The sequence below is a fragment of the Alkalibacterium olivapovliticus genome (assembly GCF_003003275.1).
GTDB classification, from domain to species: Bacteria; Bacillota; Bacilli; order Lactobacillales; family Carnobacteriaceae_A; genus Alkalibacterium; species Alkalibacterium olivapovliticum.
Window position 1 is genome coordinate 34,866 of record NZ_PVTO01000010.1, and the last position, 18,178, is coordinate 53,043.

14 protein-coding genes and 1 other annotated feature are annotated in these 18,178 nt (G+C 41.9%); all 14 genes read left to right on the top strand.

Features of this window, described 5'->3' with window-relative positions:
• Window positions 1-6 precede the first annotated feature (6 nt).
• Window positions 7-831 carry a hypothetical protein gene (locus CLV38_RS06425; RefSeq protein ID WP_106193012.1) on the top strand — a complete coding sequence of 275 codons (825 nt, stop codon included), beginning with the start codon at window positions 7-9 and terminating at the stop codon, window positions 829-831.
• 61 nt (window positions 832-892) lie between these two features.
• Window positions 893-1,843 (top strand): NAD(P)-dependent oxidoreductase, encoded by a 951-nt coding sequence (locus tag CLV38_RS06430; protein ID WP_106193015.1) that lies wholly within the window; start codon window positions 893-895, stop codon window positions 1,841-1,843.
• A gap of 979 nt (window positions 1,844-2,822) precedes the next feature.
• Window positions 2,823-3,122, top strand: a binding site (T-box leader).
• 65 nt (window positions 3,123-3,187) lie between these two features.
• Entirely contained in the window at window positions 3,188-4,459 is a 1,272-nt protein-coding gene (locus tag CLV38_RS06435; protein WP_106193017.1) for an argininosuccinate synthase, read from the top strand.
• Complete coding sequence (gene argC / locus CLV38_RS06440; RefSeq protein ID WP_106193019.1) at window positions 4,456-5,496, top strand: N-acetyl-gamma-glutamyl-phosphate reductase; 1,041 nt, start codon at window positions 4,456-4,458, stop codon at window positions 5,494-5,496. The genes CLV38_RS06435 and argC overlap by 4 nt, the downstream gene beginning before the upstream one ends.
• Window positions 5,497-5,506: 10 nt before the next feature.
• Window positions 5,507-6,757, top strand: a complete 1,251-nt coding sequence (gene argJ, locus CLV38_RS06445) for a bifunctional glutamate N-acetyltransferase/amino-acid acetyltransferase ArgJ (RefSeq protein ID WP_106193022.1) — start codon at window positions 5,507-5,509, stop codon at window positions 6,755-6,757.
• A 62-nt stretch (window positions 6,758-6,819) separates the two neighbouring features.
• Entirely contained in the window at window positions 6,820-7,701 is an 882-nt protein-coding gene (gene argB / locus CLV38_RS06450; protein ID WP_106193024.1) for an acetylglutamate kinase, read from the top strand.
• Window positions 7,698-8,879, top strand: coding sequence for an aspartate aminotransferase family protein (locus CLV38_RS06455; protein WP_106193026.1), 1,182 nt, complete (start codon window positions 7,698-7,700; stop codon window positions 8,877-8,879). The genes argB and CLV38_RS06455 overlap by 4 nt, the downstream gene beginning before the upstream one ends.
• Window positions 8,876-9,799, top strand: a complete 924-nt coding sequence (argF, locus tag CLV38_RS06460; RefSeq protein WP_106193029.1) for an ornithine carbamoyltransferase — start codon at window positions 8,876-8,878, stop codon at window positions 9,797-9,799. The genes CLV38_RS06455 and argF overlap by 4 nt, the downstream gene beginning before the upstream one ends.
• Window positions 9,789-11,180, top strand: a complete 1,392-nt coding sequence (gene argH / locus CLV38_RS06465; protein ID WP_106193031.1) for an argininosuccinate lyase — start codon at window positions 9,789-9,791, stop codon at window positions 11,178-11,180. Before argF ends, argH begins: the two co-directional genes overlap by 11 nt.
• A gap of 396 nt (window positions 11,181-11,576) precedes the next feature.
• Complete coding sequence (locus tag CLV38_RS06470; RefSeq protein WP_106193034.1) at window positions 11,577-12,644, top strand: amino acid ABC transporter substrate-binding protein; 1,068 nt, start codon at window positions 11,577-11,579, stop codon at window positions 12,642-12,644.
• Between the two features lie 185 nt (window positions 12,645-12,829).
• Entirely contained in the window at window positions 12,830-14,002 is a 1,173-nt protein-coding gene (locus tag CLV38_RS06475; protein WP_106193036.1) for an amino acid ABC transporter permease, read from the top strand.
• A 9-nt stretch (window positions 14,003-14,011) separates the two neighbouring features.
• Window positions 14,012-15,241: an amino acid ABC transporter permease gene (locus CLV38_RS06480; RefSeq protein ID WP_106193039.1), complete on the top strand. Its 1,230-nt coding sequence runs from the start codon at window positions 14,012-14,014 to the stop codon at window positions 15,239-15,241.
• A 51-nt stretch (window positions 15,242-15,292) separates the two neighbouring features.
• Window positions 15,293-16,072, top strand: a complete 780-nt coding sequence (locus CLV38_RS06485; RefSeq protein ID WP_106193041.1) for an amino acid ABC transporter ATP-binding protein — start codon at window positions 15,293-15,295, stop codon at window positions 16,070-16,072.
• A gap of 276 nt (window positions 16,073-16,348) precedes the next feature.
• Complete coding sequence (gene pepF / locus CLV38_RS06490; protein ID WP_106193043.1) at window positions 16,349-18,154, top strand: oligoendopeptidase F; 1,806 nt, start codon at window positions 16,349-16,351, stop codon at window positions 18,152-18,154.
• Window positions 18,155-18,178 lie beyond the last annotated feature (24 nt).

The window sequence follows — 18,178 nt, forward strand, 5'->3', positions numbered from 1 at the left end:
AACAAAATGTCTAAAAAAATCATGATTTTACCTATTGCTTTATTGGGACTTGGACTGGCAGCCTGCGGGCCGGAAGAACCGGAAGCTGTTCTGGAAACAGAGGAGTCGGCAAACGAAGCACTGACTGAAGTGGAGGAAACAGAAGAAGACTCTCAGACTGAAGCACAGGAGGCAGAAGAAGAGGCAGCAGAGGAAGCGGCTGTTGAAGCCGATGAAACAGAAGTGAAGTATCAGGATTTGCTGGATCAGGCGAAGAGAGAATACGAAGCGGAAGAACTGGAAGCTGCTTCCGGTACATTGAGTCTGCTGCTGCAAAATGATTTATCCGATTATTCTGAAATTAATGCTGAAGCAGAGCAGTTGAAAGAAGAAATACATGCGATCCAAGCTGAAAATGCTCGAGAAGCTGCGAGTGCCCAGACAGAAGAATCTGCCTATACAGATGAAAGACAGTCCGCTATCATTTCTGAAGAGTATTCAGCGGCTACAGGTCAGTCTATTCAGGACGCAACTGATGAGGAACTGTCTGAATGGTTCACTCGAAAAGAAAGCGAAACAGAATTAGAAGAAGAGTCTGAAAGCTGGACAAAAGAGGAAGCGGAAAATTATGCATTTGATTACCTGATCATGAATGAGGATTTAAATTATGAAGACTATTTCTTTTTCGTTAATATGATGGAAGAGGACTGGGTTCAGCTCGAAGTGAGAGAATCTGTTGATCAGGATGGTGTTACTTGGTCTAACTTGATCGGTATTTATCGTTTTAATGTGTCATCAGATGAACTGCAGAAACTGGACATGGTGACTGGAGACTATCAGACTGTCCAGTAATTCACTCTGGTTGAGTTTATGTATCAAAATCATGTAAACTATCAAAAAGGAGTGAGGATTTTTGGCAAATGTTATACTTAGTTTTAATGAATTGAAAGAGTCACACTTGGATAAAATCAAAGAAATAGCGTCAGACTATACGGTTGTCTCATCCTTGAATGAGGTATCGGATGTATCCGATATTGAAATTGTCTACGGGTGGAACAAAGAAGCTGGACAGAAACTGCTGGATCAGTCGGATCTGAACATCAAGTGGATTCAACTAGCCTCTGCCGGTGTGGACTATATGGACCTCGAGCGTCTGAATGCGGAGGATATTACCTTAACGAGCGCGAGTGGCATACACAGGTTCGCTATAGCTGAATCAATCATGGGTATGCTGTTAAGCCATACAAGAGGGATTGCACATTCCATTAAAATGCAGACAAAGGCTAAATGGGGTCAGTTCGACAATGCTCGTGAATTGAATCAGAAAACAATGATGATTGTTGGCGCAGGAGCCATTGGAAAACAGACAGCTAAACTGGCTAAGGCTTTTGGAATGAAAACTATTGGTGTGAATAGAAGTGGAAAAAATGTGGAGTATATGGATGAGCAGATTACTCAAGAAAACCTTAAACAGTCGCTGAATCAGGCGGATGTCATTGTCAATATTTTACCGTTGACAGATGAGACAAAAGACCTGTTTGACTTGTCACTCTTTAAAGAAATGAAAGAAACAGCTGTCTTTATCAATGTGGGAAGAGGACCGACTGTGGTGACCGATGATCTCCTTGAGGCTCTGGATAAAGGGTATCTTGAATTTGCCGCTCTAGATGTAGTCCATCAGGAACCCTTGCCGGAAAATCACCCTATATACGGCAGAGAAGACGTGCTACTGACACCTCACATATCGGGCTCTCTGGATGATTATGATGAAAGTCTATTTCCGGTGTTTGAGAAAAATTTAGCTGCTTTTGTAAAAGGGGAAGACCTCCCTTTAAACGTAGTGGATTATTCATCCGGATACTGATTGCTCAGGAAGAGCTGGAGAGACGAAATGAAAATGCCCTATCCAGAGGCTAGGACAGATGCTCCAGACAAAAGTAAAACAATAAAGCAGTGCCCATTTTGTAGATCAATACAGAATTGGCGCTGCTTTTTACTATTGACTATTTTCTTGGAGTAGTCATTACCTGACCAGCTGCTGGATCCACACGGTTTTATGATTTCAAAATGAATTCAGTTCTGCGGGTTCGACAATAGAGGGGGTGATATGCATTACTCAATTGTTATTTCTAAAGTGAGTATTACACATAAGGGGCTATATGTATGAGTCAACTGATAGTAGTTCTGCGGGTACGACATATAAGGGCCCGATATGTAGCTCTCAGTTGTCATTTATGAAGTGAGCCATGCAAATGGGCTCTATTATGTATGACTCAACTGATAGTAGTTCTGCAAGTTCGACATATAGGGGCCTGATATGTAGCTCTCAGATATCATTTATGAAGTGAGCCATGCAAATGGGCTCTATTATGTATGACTCAACTGATAGTAGTTCTGCAAGTTCGACATATAGGGGCCTGATATGTAGCTCTCAGATGTCATTTATGAAGTGAGCCATACAAATAAGGTCTAATATGTAGTTCTCAATTGTTGTCAATGCAGTCACTTCTACAAATAAACGGGTATAGGTATGACTGATCTCATAAGTATCCAAAAAGTCAGACAAATAGTAATGAATAAGGAGTATTCATTACTATTTGATAAACTATTAAAAGCTGACTAATGCGTCAAAACAGGCGAGTAGTATAATCCTAACAAGAAGAGATTGGATCACCCCCCTATCTGTTTTTAAAAAGCATATTCTACTGTTCGTTATACAACTAAAAGAATTTTAAATGTATAATAAGTTCATTTTAGTAACGTTTACATAACATTTTAGAAAAAAGATGCAATTAAATCGATATTTAGGGTTGACTATTCATGGAACGCGTTGTAGACTACTCATAACATCACAGAACAAGAGAGTAAATGATTATCATCATCACAGCGAGTCAGCACAGAGTGGAAGGCTGACATGACGAATCATTGAAACGAGCTTGTAAGATGCTTTTCTGAAATGCAGCAGCAGTGACATCCGGAGCTCATCCAGATGGTTAGTGTACTCAGCAAATTAAGATCAGCCGTTTGCAGCGTTAATGCATTAAGGTGGCAGACCACCAATATTCTCGTGCATATTTTCTGATGGGAGAGATATAAATAAAGGTCTGCAAGTAGAGTGGTACCGCGATGTAATCGTCTCTGTGTAAAAACAGGAGGCGTTTTTTTTATACCCAAAAATTCAAACACAACTAATAGAGGAGAATGAAAAATGACTAAACAAACTTATAAGAAAATAGTATTGGCCTATTCTGGAGGACTTGACACATCGGTGATCATCCACTGGCTGAAAGAAAATTATGGAAGTGAAATTATTGCAGTGACCGCAAATGTCGGTCAGGAAGATGAACTAATCGGCTTAGAAGAAAAAGCATTGAAAACAGGGGCTTCAAAATTTTATCTTGCTGAGATCGAAGAAGCATTCGTCTATGATTCGATTTTTCCAGCACTCAAAGCAGGTGCCGTTTACGAGAATAAATACCTTCTGGGAACAGCAACAGCCAGACCGATCATTGCTAAAGCCTTAGTTGATATTGCCAAGCAGGAAGGCGCCGATGCGATTTGTCATGGCTGTACAGGTAAAGGAAATGATCAGGTGCGTTTTGAAATGGGAATTAAAGCACTAGCTCCAGAAATGGATATCATTGCTCCTTGGAGAACCTGGGATATTACTTCTCGTGAAGAAGCGATCGACTATGCTTATGAGCATAATATTCCGTTGAAAATCTCTCGTGAAACCAATTATTCAAAAGATAAAAACTTGTGGCACTTATCTCACGAGGGACTGGACCTGGAGAACCCATTAAACGAACCTAAATACGATCAGATACTGGAAATGAGTGTGACACCAGAACAAGCACCAGATGAACCGACATACGTCAGTATCACATTTGATGAAGGCATTCCGGTAGCAGTCGACGGCAAAGAACTGGATGGTGTCAGCCTGATCAAGAAACTGAATACGATCGGCGGAGCAAATGCCATTGGGATTTTAGACATGATCGAGAATCGTCTGGTAGGCATGAAGAGCCGTGGAGTATATGAAACACCGGGCGGCACACTCCTCTATTTTGCTCACGAACAGCTTGAGATGATCACATTAGATAAAGAAACCACTCAATACAAACAGGACCTGGCACAAAAATACGCCAATCTTCTCTACAATGGGCAATACTTTACGCCATTAAAACAAGCTCTGGATGCATTTGTTGATGAAACGCAAAAAACTGTGTCGGGAACAGTGAAGTTGAAACTCTACAAAGGAAATATGATAGCCGCAAGTGTGGATTCACCATTCAGCTTATATTCAGAGGCTTTTGCGACATTCGATGAAGATAATGTTTATGACCAGAATGATGCAGCTGGCTTTATCAATTTATATGGCTTATCCAGTGTGATACAAGCTGAAATGAAACAGAAAGTACAGTTTGCAAAAGAGGCGGATAACAGTTTTGGTCTGACACAGGAAGGGATCAAAGCATGAGTAAGAGTCAAGTAGGCGTTATCGGTGCCAGTGGATACGTTGGAGCTGAACTGATTGGTATTTTACTGAATCACTCCAGTGTGGAGATAACAGAGATCTCTTCAGGGCAGAACAAAGGACGTCCTTTCTCAGAGTTGTATCCGTCATTTACGGGTCAGTTTGATCAGGCTTTTGTTGATAACGATACGGTGATTGATGCATCAGATGTCTTGTTCATATGCCTGCCCCATGGAAAGAGTGAAGAACTGGTCAAACAGTGTGTCGATAAAGGGAAAAAAGTCATTGATGTCGGTGCAGATTTCAGACTAAATGATTTAAACGTATACGAAGAATGGTATGGAGTGAGAAGTCTGTTTCCTAATCTTCATAACCTGTCCGTTTATGGTCTGCCTGAAATGAACCGGGAGAAAATAAAACAGACGACCTTAGTAGCGAATCCCGGGTGTTACCCTACCAGCATTTTACTCGGCTTATATCCGGCGGTTTCCAGTCAGTTAGTCGATCTTAAAACATTAGTGATCGATGCCAAGTCAGGAGTAACTGGAGCAGGCAAAGGATTGTCAGAAGCCGTACACTTCGCGAATAAAAACGAAGGGTTTAATGCATACAAAGTGGGCACTCATCGTCATACACCTGAAATTGAAGAGAAACTCGTAGAAATGGGTGCAGAAGATGTGAACATCACATTCGTTCCTCACCTGCTGCCAGTCAATCGTGGCATATTGTCAACACTATACATCGATCTTAAAGAGGAAACAGAAGCCGAAACGATACAGGACCTATATGAAAAATGGTATGCAGATGAGCCATTCGTTACTGTTTTAAAAAGTGGACAGTGGCCGAATATCAGTCATGTCACACATTCAAATCAGTGCCATATTGGACTGACTGTGGATGAACGAACTAATCGACTCGTTATAGTAAGTGTCATCGACAATATGCAAAAGGGAGCAGCTGGACAAGCTGTACAGAATTTCAATATTATGTCTGATATAACTGAGACAGAAGGACTTTCGATGGTAGCCCCATCGTTTTGAGGTGATAAAAATGGAAACGATAATTAAAAGTGAAAAAGCAACTCAATGGAAAAAGACAGAAGGCAACATCTGCTCTCCAAGTGGGTTTGCAGCAGCTGGTATTCAGGCTGGATTCAAAAAAAGTGGGAAAGATCTCGCTTTGATTCTGAGTAGAACGTTAAGCTCAACGGCTAGTGTCTACACTCAAAATGCAGTAAAAGGCGCGCCACTTGTCATCACTAAAGAACATAGTTCAAATGGGTTGGCTCAGGCTATCGTCTGCAACAGTGGAAATGCCAATACCTGTAATGCAAATGGACTTGAAATTGCAAGAGAAGCGTGTGCAATCGTCGGAGAGTCACTGGGGATTTTGGAAGAGAATATTCTGGTCGCATCCACTGGAGTAATTGGTAAGCCACTTAGTATCGATCCTTTTAAAAATGGCATCAAAGAACTGGTCGAAAGCCTGAATGAGACTTCGGGAGACTTTGCAGCTGAGGCAATCCTCACAACTGATACGGATATAAAACAGACTGCGATTCAATTTGAGTTAAGTGAGACGACCGCCACTATAGGTGGGATTTCAAAAGGCAGCGGCATGATTCATCCAAATATGGCAACGATGCTTGGATTCATCACGACTGATGTCGCCATCGCGCCGGATGTACTGCAGCAGGCATTAAAAGAAGTGGTTATGGATACCTTCAATATGATCAGTGTGGATGGTGATACATCAACTAATGACATGGTCACAGTACTAGCCAACGGTGAAGCGGGGAACAATGAAATTCAGTCGGATCAGGATCCGGATTATAAGCCGTTCAAAGAGGTACTGCATGAGGTATGTAAAGAACTGGCAATCGCTATTGCAGAAGATGGAGAAGGTGCGAGCACCCTTATCACTTGTAATGTGCTGAATGCGACGAATGAATACAAAGCAAAAGCCATAGCTAAACAGGTGATCAGCAGTAATTTAGTTAAAGCCGCTGTGTATGGCAGAGATGCCAACGTCGGACGTCTACTCTGTGCCATTGGATACAGTGGAGTGGATGTCGATTATAGAAACATCGATATTTATATGCGTTCTGAAGACTACCGAAGCGTCTGTGTATGTGAAGCAGGGTCAATCGTGTCATTCGACGAAGATAAAGCGTATGACATCTTGGGCACAGATAAATTGTTTATCGATATATATTTGTATGAAGGTCAGGAACAGGCAACAGCCTGGGGATGTGATTTGACGACCGAATACGTGACTATCAACAGCGCATATAGAACATAAAATAATAATGATAACTTAAAATTGAACCGATCGAAAACTATTTAAAGTGAGAAGGAACAGGGATGAATTCATTTGAAACAGCAGAGTTATTAACAGGCGCACTGCCGCATATACAGCGCTATGACAAGAAAATGGTCGTTATCAAATATGGCGGATCCGCAATGATGGATGAGTCATTGAAGAAGTCCGTCTTGAGTGATGCTATGCTTCTGGCAAAGGTTGGCATGAATGTAGTAATCGTACACGGTGGAGGACCGGATATTAATTATTGGCTTGATAAAGCAAATGTTGAAAGCACCTTTGTAGATGGGTTAAGAAAAACAGATCTGGAAACGATGGAAATCGTCCAGATGGTGCTGGCGGGTAAAATCAATAAAGACCTTACGCGTACGATTCAGACACTTGGAGGCAAAGCTATGGGGATCAGTGGAATAGACGGCGGACTGGTCAAAGTCACCCTGAAAGATCCTGATAACCTAGGAGCCGTAGGAGAAATCAGTGAAATCAATACGGAGGTCATTACGGATTTAGTTGAAAAAGGGTATATTCCCGTTATTGCCTGTCTCGGGATAGACGAAAACGGAGACGCCTGTAATATTAATGCAGATGAAATGGCCAGCGGTGTCGCTAAAGCTTTAAATGCGCATAACTTTGTCTTGATGTCCGATGTCCCTGGGGTACTTGAAGACGCAGCTGATCCATCGACTCTCATTTCACAAATCGAAATAGGGGACGTTTCCCAACTGTACGCGAAAGACATTATCAGTGGAGGAATGATTCCTAAGGTGGAGTGCTGCGTCGAAGCTGTGAGAGACACCGTGAGACAAGCGGTTATTCTGGATGGGCGGATTCCGCATTCTCTGATAGTCGAATTTCTGACAGATACAGGCATCGGCACTTTATTTTATAAAAAAGAGGGACAACTGGAAGGGAGTCTGAAATGAATAGTATCCAGTTAACAAATGATTATGTGACACCCACTTACAATAGAATGCCAATAGTAGTCGACAAGGCTGAAGGGTATTACATTTACGATAAGAATGGTCAGAAGTACTTAGATTTTACAGCTGGAATAGGGGTGAATGCTTTAGGATACAACCATCCGGAGTGGGTAAAAGCCACGCAGAATCAGCTGAGCAAACTTCAGCATATATCGAACTTGTATTACACAGAACCGAGTGCAGAAGTGGCTCGGAAATTATGCCTGCACACTCAGATGGAGCATGCACTATTTGTGAATTCCGGAGCTGAATCCAATGAAGTAGCTATCAAGGTGGCTAGAAAGTACGGCCATCAGCAGGATGAACAGAAGCACGACATTCTGACACTGACTAATTCATTTCACGGTCGAACTGTAGCCACCTTATCCGCGACCGGACAAGAATCTTTCCATCAATTTTTTGGACCGTTCACTGAAGGATTTGATTATGTTGAAGCGAATAACATAGAGGCATTGCATCAGAAAGTAACGGATCAAGTCTGCGCCATCATGATCGAAATCGTCCAGGGTGAAGGGGGAGTCGTTCCTCTTGATGCGGACTTTATTAAAGAAATAGCTGATACATGCAAGCAGAAAGATATTTTGCTTATCATTGATGAAGTTCAGACGGGCATCGGTCGAACAGGAAAGCTGTTTGCTTATGAACATTATGATATCCAACCAGATATAGTGACTGCAGCCAAAGGACTCGGTAATGGATTGCCGATCGGGGTAGCGATACTTGGGCACAAAGTGAAAGATGTTCTGCAGGCCGGCGATCATGGCTCGACTTTCGGGGGGAATCCAGTGGCATCCGCTGGGGCTAATGTAGTGTTAGATACAGTGACGGATGACTTCCTGGAGACCATTGAAGAAAAAAGTGCTTATCTGAAACAGGAACTGGAGGGTCTTGACGGAGTAGAAAGTGTCTCGGGTCTTGGATTGATGATCGGTGTAACGTTTAAACACGAGAAAGCGAAAGATATCGTGCTGAGAGCTAAAGAAGAAGGCGTTCTGTTTTTAACGGCTAAAGACAAATTACGCCTGCTTCCGCCACTGATCATTGACAAAGCAGCAATCGATGAAGCACTCGCCTGCTTGAAGAAAATACTGAAAACCGAACAAATGGAGGTCTTAAAATGAATCATTTACTGAAACTGTCTGATTTAACCAAAGAGGAACTGTTAGGTCTGTTGGAGACCGGTCATGATTTAAAGAAAAAGCTGAAAGAAGGCATTGAAACACCCTATTTGAAAGGCAAAACACTTGGGATGATTTTCCAGAAAGCATCGACTAGAACGCGTGTATCATTTGAGGTCGGAATGAATCAGTTAGGTGGAAAACCACTTTATTTGAGCGTAAATGATCTGCAAATGGGCAGAGGAGAACCAATAGAAGATACAGCACGTGTCTTGTCGCGTTATTTGGATGCGATCATGATTCGTACCTATGAACAGTCAGATGTCGAAGCACTGGCTGAATACGGTACTATACCCATTATCAATGGACTGACCGATCTGTATCACCCGTGTCAGATACTGGCTGATTTGATGACCATTCAGGAAGTCAAAGGTGAGCTGGAAGGATTGAAATTTGCCTTTGTGGGAGATGGAAATAACATGGCTAATTCTTTGATTGTAGGGGCCCTATTAGCCGGTGCATCAATTTCAGTTGCCTCTCCGGAAGGCTACCAGCCTGATGCGTCTATCTTAGAAGAATTCGCCAGTCATCCAAAGTTTACACTGACTGAAAACCCATATGAAGCGGTGAAAGATGCAGATGTGGTCTTTACAGATGTGTGGGCGAGTATGGGAGACGAGGCAGAAGCCGATAAACGAAAACAAATCTTTCAGGATCTGTACCAGGTAAACAGCCAGTTACTGTCTGTAGCTCATCCAGAAGTGATGGTTCAGCACTGTCTGCCGGCACATAAAGAAGAAGAAATCACCACTGAAATATTCGAACAGCATGCGCATTATATTTTTGAGGAGGCTGAGAATCGCCTGCATGTTCAAAAAGCTGTTCTCGTCCATCTATTGGGGGTGCCTGCCTATGCCAGCTGATTCTAATAAACTATGGCAAGGGCGTTTTGCCGGTACAAGTGCGAAAGAAGTTGATGTCTTCAACTCTTCAATCAGTTTTGACCATGTCCTGTTTGAAGAAGACATTACAGGAAGTATTGCGCATGCTAATATGCTGGGACAACAGAAAATCATTTCCGAAGAAGATGTTCACAGTATTGTAAATGGACTGCAGGGTATACTGAAAGACCTGAAAAGTGGAGAGCTGGCATTTGATCCGGATGCAGAAGATATTCATATGTTTACTGAATCAGTATTGACTGAACGTATAGGGGATGCAGGTAAAAAACTCCACACTGGACGCAGCCGAAATGATCAGGTGGCATTAGATCTCAGACTATATGTCAAGAAAAAAATCATAGGCATAAAAGAGCAGCTGCTGCAGTTTGAAGAGGTCGTGATCAGTCAGGCTGAGAAGCATCTGCACACCATAATGCCGGGGTATACCCATTTGCAGATTGCTCAACCGGTCAGTTTTGCTCATCATATTTTAGCGTATGGACAAATGATTTTAAGAGACATCAACCGACTGGAAGAAGTGATGGACCATACTGATGTCATGCCACTCGGAAATGGGGCCTTAGCCGGAACAACTTATCCTTTTGACCGACAGTACGTAGCTGACCAGCTGGGATTCAGTGAAGTCAGTGCCAATAGTCTTGATGGAGTATCTGACCGGGATTTTGTGATCGATACGACCTATGCCTTAAGCATGATCATGATGCATCTGTCACGTTTGTCAGAAGAAATCATATTATGGAGTTCTCAGGAATTCCGCTTTGTTGAACTGAATGATGCATTTGCTACAGGCTCATCCATCATGCCGCAGAAGAAAAATCCGGATGTAGCTGAACTGGTACGCGGTAAGACAGGACGGGTGTACGGTAATCTCCAGACACTATTGACCATGATGAAAGGCCTTCCGCTTGCTTACAATAAAGATATGCAGGAAGACAAAGAAGCCTTGTTTGACAGTATCAGTACGGTAACGCTTGCTCTTTCTGCCATGATCCCTATGATTGATACGATGAATGTAAAGAAGGAGAGAATGCGCGAAGCTGCTTCAAAAGGGTTTATCAATGCAACTGACTGCGCTGATTATTTAACCAAAAAAGGCCTCCCATTCAGAGAAGCCTACGGAGTTATTGGCGGGCTAGTTAAGTACTGTATTGAGAAGGATTTGACACTGGAAGACGTATCATTGGAGAAATATCAGTCGCTAAATGCTCTTTTTGAAGAAGACATATTCGAGGCAATCAAATTGGAGACCTGTGTCGGCAAGAGAAACATTGAAGGTGGACCAGCTCCAGAAGCAGTGGCGAAACAATTACGACAATTGAAACGGAAGTTAAGTAGATTTTGATGCAAAACTTATTATAATTAAGCAATAGTCTGTGTGACAGCCCCAAAAAGCCATTTTATATTATTAAAGTTAAGCGAAAGGGGCTTTCTTCCCTATTTGTAACAAAGCCGTCACAATTACATGTAAACGGAAACAACGCCTATTTAATAAGATTTATATTAACTAAACATGAGTTTGAAATTAGCATTAAATTAGTTTGTTTTAATGTTAATCTTTTTTTATAGAATAAAACAGGTTATAATTCTAAAAGTAAACGAGGTTGTAAAAAGTTAGGGGTTGTAATAAGCCTTTATCTAGCATGACTATGCTGAAGATGCTTGTACTTCAGAAATAGTTAGGTGTTGTTAAGCAGTTAGTCTGTTGAGTTAACTAGATGGAAACAGGGAGGAAAATACTATGTTTAAATATACTAAATACTTAGTAAGTGCTGCGGCGTTGTTAACATTAACAGCATGTGCAACAAGAGATGATGATGCGGCAGGAGCTGATGGCGATAATGGCACAGCTGATTCAGGAGAAACATTGGCTTCTGTTATAGACCGTGGCGAACTGAATGCTGGAGTAAACGATCAGCTACCTGGTTTCGGTTACGTAGACAGTGACGGGAACTATGCAGGATTCGACATCGATTTCGCACGAGCAATTGCTGCAGGTGTTTTAGGAGATGCAGAGGCAGTCAATTTCAGACCACTATCTGCTCAAGAGCGCTTTACTGCCGTTCAGACAGGTGAAGTCGATGTCTTACTTAGAAATACCACTTGGACAGCAAGTAGAGATACAGAGGTCGGGTTAGATTTTGCACCGGTAACGTTCTATGATGGACAAGGAATGATGGTATTGGAAGATTTAGGGATTACCACTTTGGAAGAAATGGGCGGCTTAACTATCGGAGTTGAAACAGGAACAACGACAGAATTAAACCTTGCCGATCAAATGGAAGCCTTGGGAGTAGAGTACGAAACGCAAACATATGATGACCGTGATGCATTGATCGCAGCCTATGAAGCAGGATCCGTTGATGCATGGACAACTGACCGTTCTGGATTAGTATCAGCATTTGCAGTTTTGGACAACCCTGACGATCACATTATACTGGAAGAAACGTTATCGAAAGAACCATTGGCACCAGCAGTATTACATGGGGACGATCAATGGAATGACGTAGTGACATGGATCGTTTTTGCACTGATTCAGGCTGAAGAATTTGGTATCACTCAAGATAATGTTGATGACTTTATGGATAGTGAAGATCCGGATATCAGACGTCTGCTCGGAGTAGATGAAGACTTGGGTGGCTTTTTAGGATTGGAAAGCGACTTTGCTTATCAGGCTATTTCACAAGTAGGAAACTATGGCGAAATATACGACCGTCATTTAGGTCCTGATACACAATTCGACCTTCCAAGAGGAATGAATTCTCTATATGAAGATGGTGGGCTACAGTACTCTATGCCGTTTAGATAAGTTAACACAGTAAAAAAAACAGTTAATCGTAAACTATGCGCTTTTGATTAGTTTAAAAAATAAGCAATGTGGATGATGAACTGTACAACGAAGAGGCCTGCTAAGCTGCAAGATAGTAGGCCTCTTTTAAAGTCTTAGAGGGCAATAACAGACACGATTAAATAACAAAAGAGGTGAAATAGGATATGACGTCACAAAAAAAGAAGTCGACTCCTTTATGGAGGAACAAGAAAGTAGTTCCCATTATTTTACAGGTAGCATTTGTTGCTGTTATGGGTACCTTGATCTGGATACTCATTCAAAATACAATCATTGGCCTTGAAAGAATAGGGATCAACTTTGGGTTTGGTTTTTTAGACTCAAGGGCTGGTTTCAATATAAACGAAGCAATGATCGACTACAGTACGAGTGATCCTTATGGACGAGCAATTTTAGTCGGAATAGTCAGTACACTTCGAGTGTCCTTTTTTGGGATCATTCTCGCCACCATAATTGGTGTCCTCGTAGGAATCGCAAAAATGTCAGACAACTGGTTACTGAGTAAAGTAGCTTCGATCTACATTGATGTGTTCAGAAATACACCGCTGCTGCTGCAAATCTTTATATTGAACTTTGCCGTATTTTTACCTTTACCGAGAATTCAGGAAGCCGTTGGAGTTGGTCCTTTCTTCCTGTCAAATCGGGGAGCGGTCATACCCTGGTTATCTGTTCACGAGAACACCTGGATTTGGTTGCTGTTGATTGCAGGTTACTTGATAGCGACATTTTTCGTGTTCAAATGGCTATTAAATAAAGAAGTTGAAGACGGAGTCAATACGCATCCCTTCATTTCTTCTCTGGTTGTATTTTTACTGCTGAATGGGATTACTTTCCTTATTTTCAGACAGGGACCGGCATATCTGTCGATACCTCAACATACAGGTGCGGCTGTGAGCGGAGGACTTTCGCTGACAACACCTTTCCTATCAGTACTATTCGCTTTAACTATTTTCACATCCACCTACATTGCGGAAATCGTTCGTGGTGGGGTCCAGGCAGTACCTAAAGGACAAACTGAAGCAACCAAAGCATTGGGATTCAGATCAGCTACAGCAATGAGACTGGTTATTTTTCCACAGGCGATCAGAATCATTATTCCTCAAATGACCAGCCAATACTTGAACCTGATCAAAAACTCATCACTGGCAATGGCCGTTGGGTTTCAGGAAATTGTTGGGGTCGGAAACACAGTCATGAACCAGTCAGGGCGTACACTTGAAGTCATATTCATTATGATCAGTGTGTATTTATTATTCAGTTTAACAACATCACTCTTTATGAATTACTTCAATAAAAAATTCCAATTGGTTGAAAGGTAGGTGGGGGTTATGTCAAACGATAATTTACAGCACACAGTAGCAACTAATGATCGCTTGGAAGTAACGGATTCTCCTCGTCTAAAGGTAGAAAAGAACAAAACAATTGGAGAAACATTGAAAAAGAATCTGTTTGATGGATGGAAAAATACCTTCTTAACCATAGTGACTGCGTTGTTCTCTATCTTTGTTATTTATCAGGTCATCAACTTTGTATTGTCTAACAGCTGGGATGTTGTTTATGTTCATCTGAGACTATTGATGATTGGGCAATACCCTCTTGAAGAAATCTGGAGAATCTGGTTTGCCCTTTATTATGCTTCATTTATGATCGGAGCGACGTGGGGTTTGTGGGAGGGAGCCGGTAAAGCAGTCGGACTCACTTTTGGATCAGTTTTTCTGGCGTTCGCGGTCATTCCCTGGACAACGCTTAACACATCCTTGAACTTAGCGGCTTGTATCGTATTGATTACAGCAGGTTATCTTATCGGTCACAAAGTCAAAAAAATCAAACTAGCTGTCCTTATCCTTTGGGCACTATACATTCCCTTAACACTTGGCCTGATTATGGGGTTCGGTGGATTGATTGATCCTGTTTTGAGTCGGAACTGGGGCGGATGGCTGCTGACCGTGATCCTAGCTTCTGTTTCAATAGTCGGCTGTTTCCCTCTGGGAATTCTGCTGGCACTTGGTCGTAGAAGCTCTCTTCCTGTTGTGAAGTACTTCTGCATCGGCTATATCGAACTTGTGCGAGGAATGCCGTTAATAATGGTTCTTTTCATCGGTCAGTTACTGATTCCACTCTTTTTAGGTGGAAGTACAGGAATCGACAATGTTACTCGGGCCATGATAGCTTATACATTTTTCGCGGCTGCTTATCTCGCAGAAGATGTACGTGGAGGATTACAGTCGATACCGACGGGACAATTTGAAGCAGCACAAGCTCTGGGTTTGAACAAAATTAAAACAACATTCTTTATTATACTGCCTCAAGCTTTAAAAGCTGTTATACCTGCAATGGTAGGCTTGTTCATTACAATATTAAAAGATACATCACTAGTAGCCATCATTGGACTGGCTGATTTTTTAGGCACAGCCAGACGGATTTCCAATAATCCTGATTATTTAGGTAGATATCTGGAACTGTATATATTTGTAGCAGCCTTTTACTTTATTTTCTGTTACTTGATGGCCTATGTAAGCCGCTACCTTGAACGCAGTTTAGCTAGAGGAAATAGTTAATACAACAAAAAGCAGTTAGCCAGTAACTTGAAACGGAAAAGAGGGATTAACATGGAAAAAACAATTCAGACTGAAAAGAAAGAGAAACACTTGGAAGACCAGATTGATATTATTAAAGTTGAGAAATTGAATAAGTGGTTCGGTGATCTACATGTCATAAAAGATGTTGATTTGACGGTTAAACAAGGCGAAGTGATTGTTGTACTTGGGCCTTCTGGATCGGGCAAATCAACCTTTATTAGAACGCTGAATGCTCTTGAAGAGCTTCAAAGTGGAACGATTGAAATCGACGGAATCGAATTGACAGATGATTTGAAAAACGTTGAAGAGATTCGTAAAGAAACGGGAATGGTGTTCCAGCAGTTTAATCTATTCCCCCATATGACTATCCTGAAAAATGTCTATCTGGCTCCTATATGGGTCAGAAAGTGGAAGAAAGCAAAAGCAGAAGAAATCGCCCTTGGCTTACTGGAACGTGTCGGTATTCCTGAGCAGGCGAATAAATTTCCGGGGCAATTGTCAGGCGGGCAGCAGCAAAGGGTAGCTATAGCAAGAGCATTGGCTATGCAGCCTAAGATCATGCTGTTTGATGAACCGACATCCGCTTTAGATCCGGAAATGGTTAATGAAGTTCTGGATGTTATGCGTAATCTGGCCGAATCGGGGATGACGATGATTGTCGTTACCCATGAAATGGGATTTGCCCGTCAAGTCGCAGATCGTCTGGTCTTATTTGATAAAGGCGAAGTCATTGAGATGGCTGGACCGGAAGAATTTTTCGATAATCCCAAACACGAACGGACTAAACTGTTCTTAAGTCAAATTCTGTAAGTTGATTCAGCAGACGATTTTTTTTAAAATGAATCGTTCATATAAAGGGGGCCTCTTCCATAGGTTATAGTGGAAGGTAAGGCCTTTTTTTGGTGAAAAAATGCTTGAAATGGGTATTTAATCTTTTATATTTATTAAAAAGTGCTATAATACAAATAAGAAAGTGAATAGAAAGACGGAGGATACTTTAACCAAGTATTCATTTTTTGAACAAAACATGACAAAGTGTCATGTTTCAATTGATTCACTTGAACTACAACTAAAGGGGAGAATAGAATGTCAGAACAATTGAAAAAAAGATCAGAAGTATCGGAAGACCTGAAATGGGATTTATCAGCCATTTTCAGCACACACAATGAATTTGAACAAACGGCAAAACAGCTGCCGGAAGATGTGTCAGATTTTGCATCTAAATACAACGGAAAGCTAGAAGATGCAGATACAGTAGTTGAAGCAGTCAAAGAATATGAAGGATTGCTTGCGACAGCCTCTCACCTGGGCCAATACGGTCATTTACCCGTTTCGGTCGATATTTCAGACAGTGAAGCACAGCAGGTAACTCGTCACGTATCAAATGTACTGGCTAATGTCAGTGCAAAATTGAGTTTCTTTCAGTCTCAACTTGAAGAGTTATATGAAACGACTTTAGACGAAGTGGTTGAAAAAGAACCGACATTTAACACCTTTATCCGTAAAATAAAAAAATCCAAGCGTGCGAAGCTAGATCCTAAAGTAGAAGAAGCATTAGCTCAACTGTCACCCGTGTTTAATGCACCATCTGAAATATTCGAGCAGGCCCGCTCAAATGATGCAGATTACGGTACGTTTGAAGTGGATGGAGTAGAGTATCCTTTAAGCTTTGTTTTATATGAAGAAGTCTATATGTATCACGAGGATCCAAAAGTGCGTCGCGCAGCTTATGACAAGTTCAATGAGGTACTGGGACGCTATAAAAACGTTGTCGCAACAGCATACTACACTCACCTGCAGAAAGAAAAAACACTTTCAGTGATGCGCGGATATGATTCGATTTTCGATTACCTGCTGGAAAGCCAGGAAGTCGATCAGGATCTGTATCACCGTCAAATCGATACGATCATGACTGACTTTGCTCCTGTCATGCGCAAGTTCATCACTCACCTGAAAGACGTTCACGGGTTGGAAAAAATGACCTATGCCGACTTGAAAGTGGACCTGGATCCTGAATACACATTACCTGTATCGATCGAAGAGTCTAAAGATCTGGTTAAGGAAGCTCTGGCTCCTCTTGGTCAAAAATATGTCGACATGATTTTACAGTCTTATCCAGAACGCTGGGTCGACTTTGCACAGAATATTGGAAAACGTTCAGGAGCGTTCTGTTCAACGACTTATGGCAAGCATCCTTTTGTCATGGTGACGTGGACTAATCAGTTAACGGATGCCTATACATTATTCCATGAACTGGGACATGCCGGACAAGGCGTATTGTCTAACGAGAATAATCCGCTAAGTAGCGCGCGTCCATCCCTTTACTTGATCGAAGGTCCGTCTACATTCAACGAGTTGTTGCTGACGGACTATCTGAAAAATAAAACCGATGATCCTCGTATGGAGCGCTCGATCTTATCTAAAATGATTTCGCGCACGTACTTCCATAACTTCGTAACGCATCTACTTGAAGCAGCTTATCAGCGGGAAGTCTACCGACTGATTGATGCAGGAAAGAGTTTCGATGCGAACAAGTTAAGTGAGTTGAAACGTGACATTCTAGAACAATTCTGGGGTGATTCAGTTGAACTGGAACCAGGGGCTGAACTCACTTGGATGCGTCAGATTCACTACTACATGGGCCTTTACCCTTACACATACTCAGCTGGTTTAACGATTGCGACTCAAGCGTTCCTCAAAATCAAGAGTGGCGAAGAAAAAGTGGACGGCTGGTTAGAATTTCTGGCATTAGGCGGACAAAAAGTGCCTGCCGAAGCACCGAAAGTAGCAGGAGTCGATATTACAACAGACAAACCGCTTAAAGACACCATCAACTATCTGGACGAATCCGTCGACCGCATCATTGAACTGACTGGACAATTGTCTAAGTAACAGTATGTAGATAATAGTATGAAA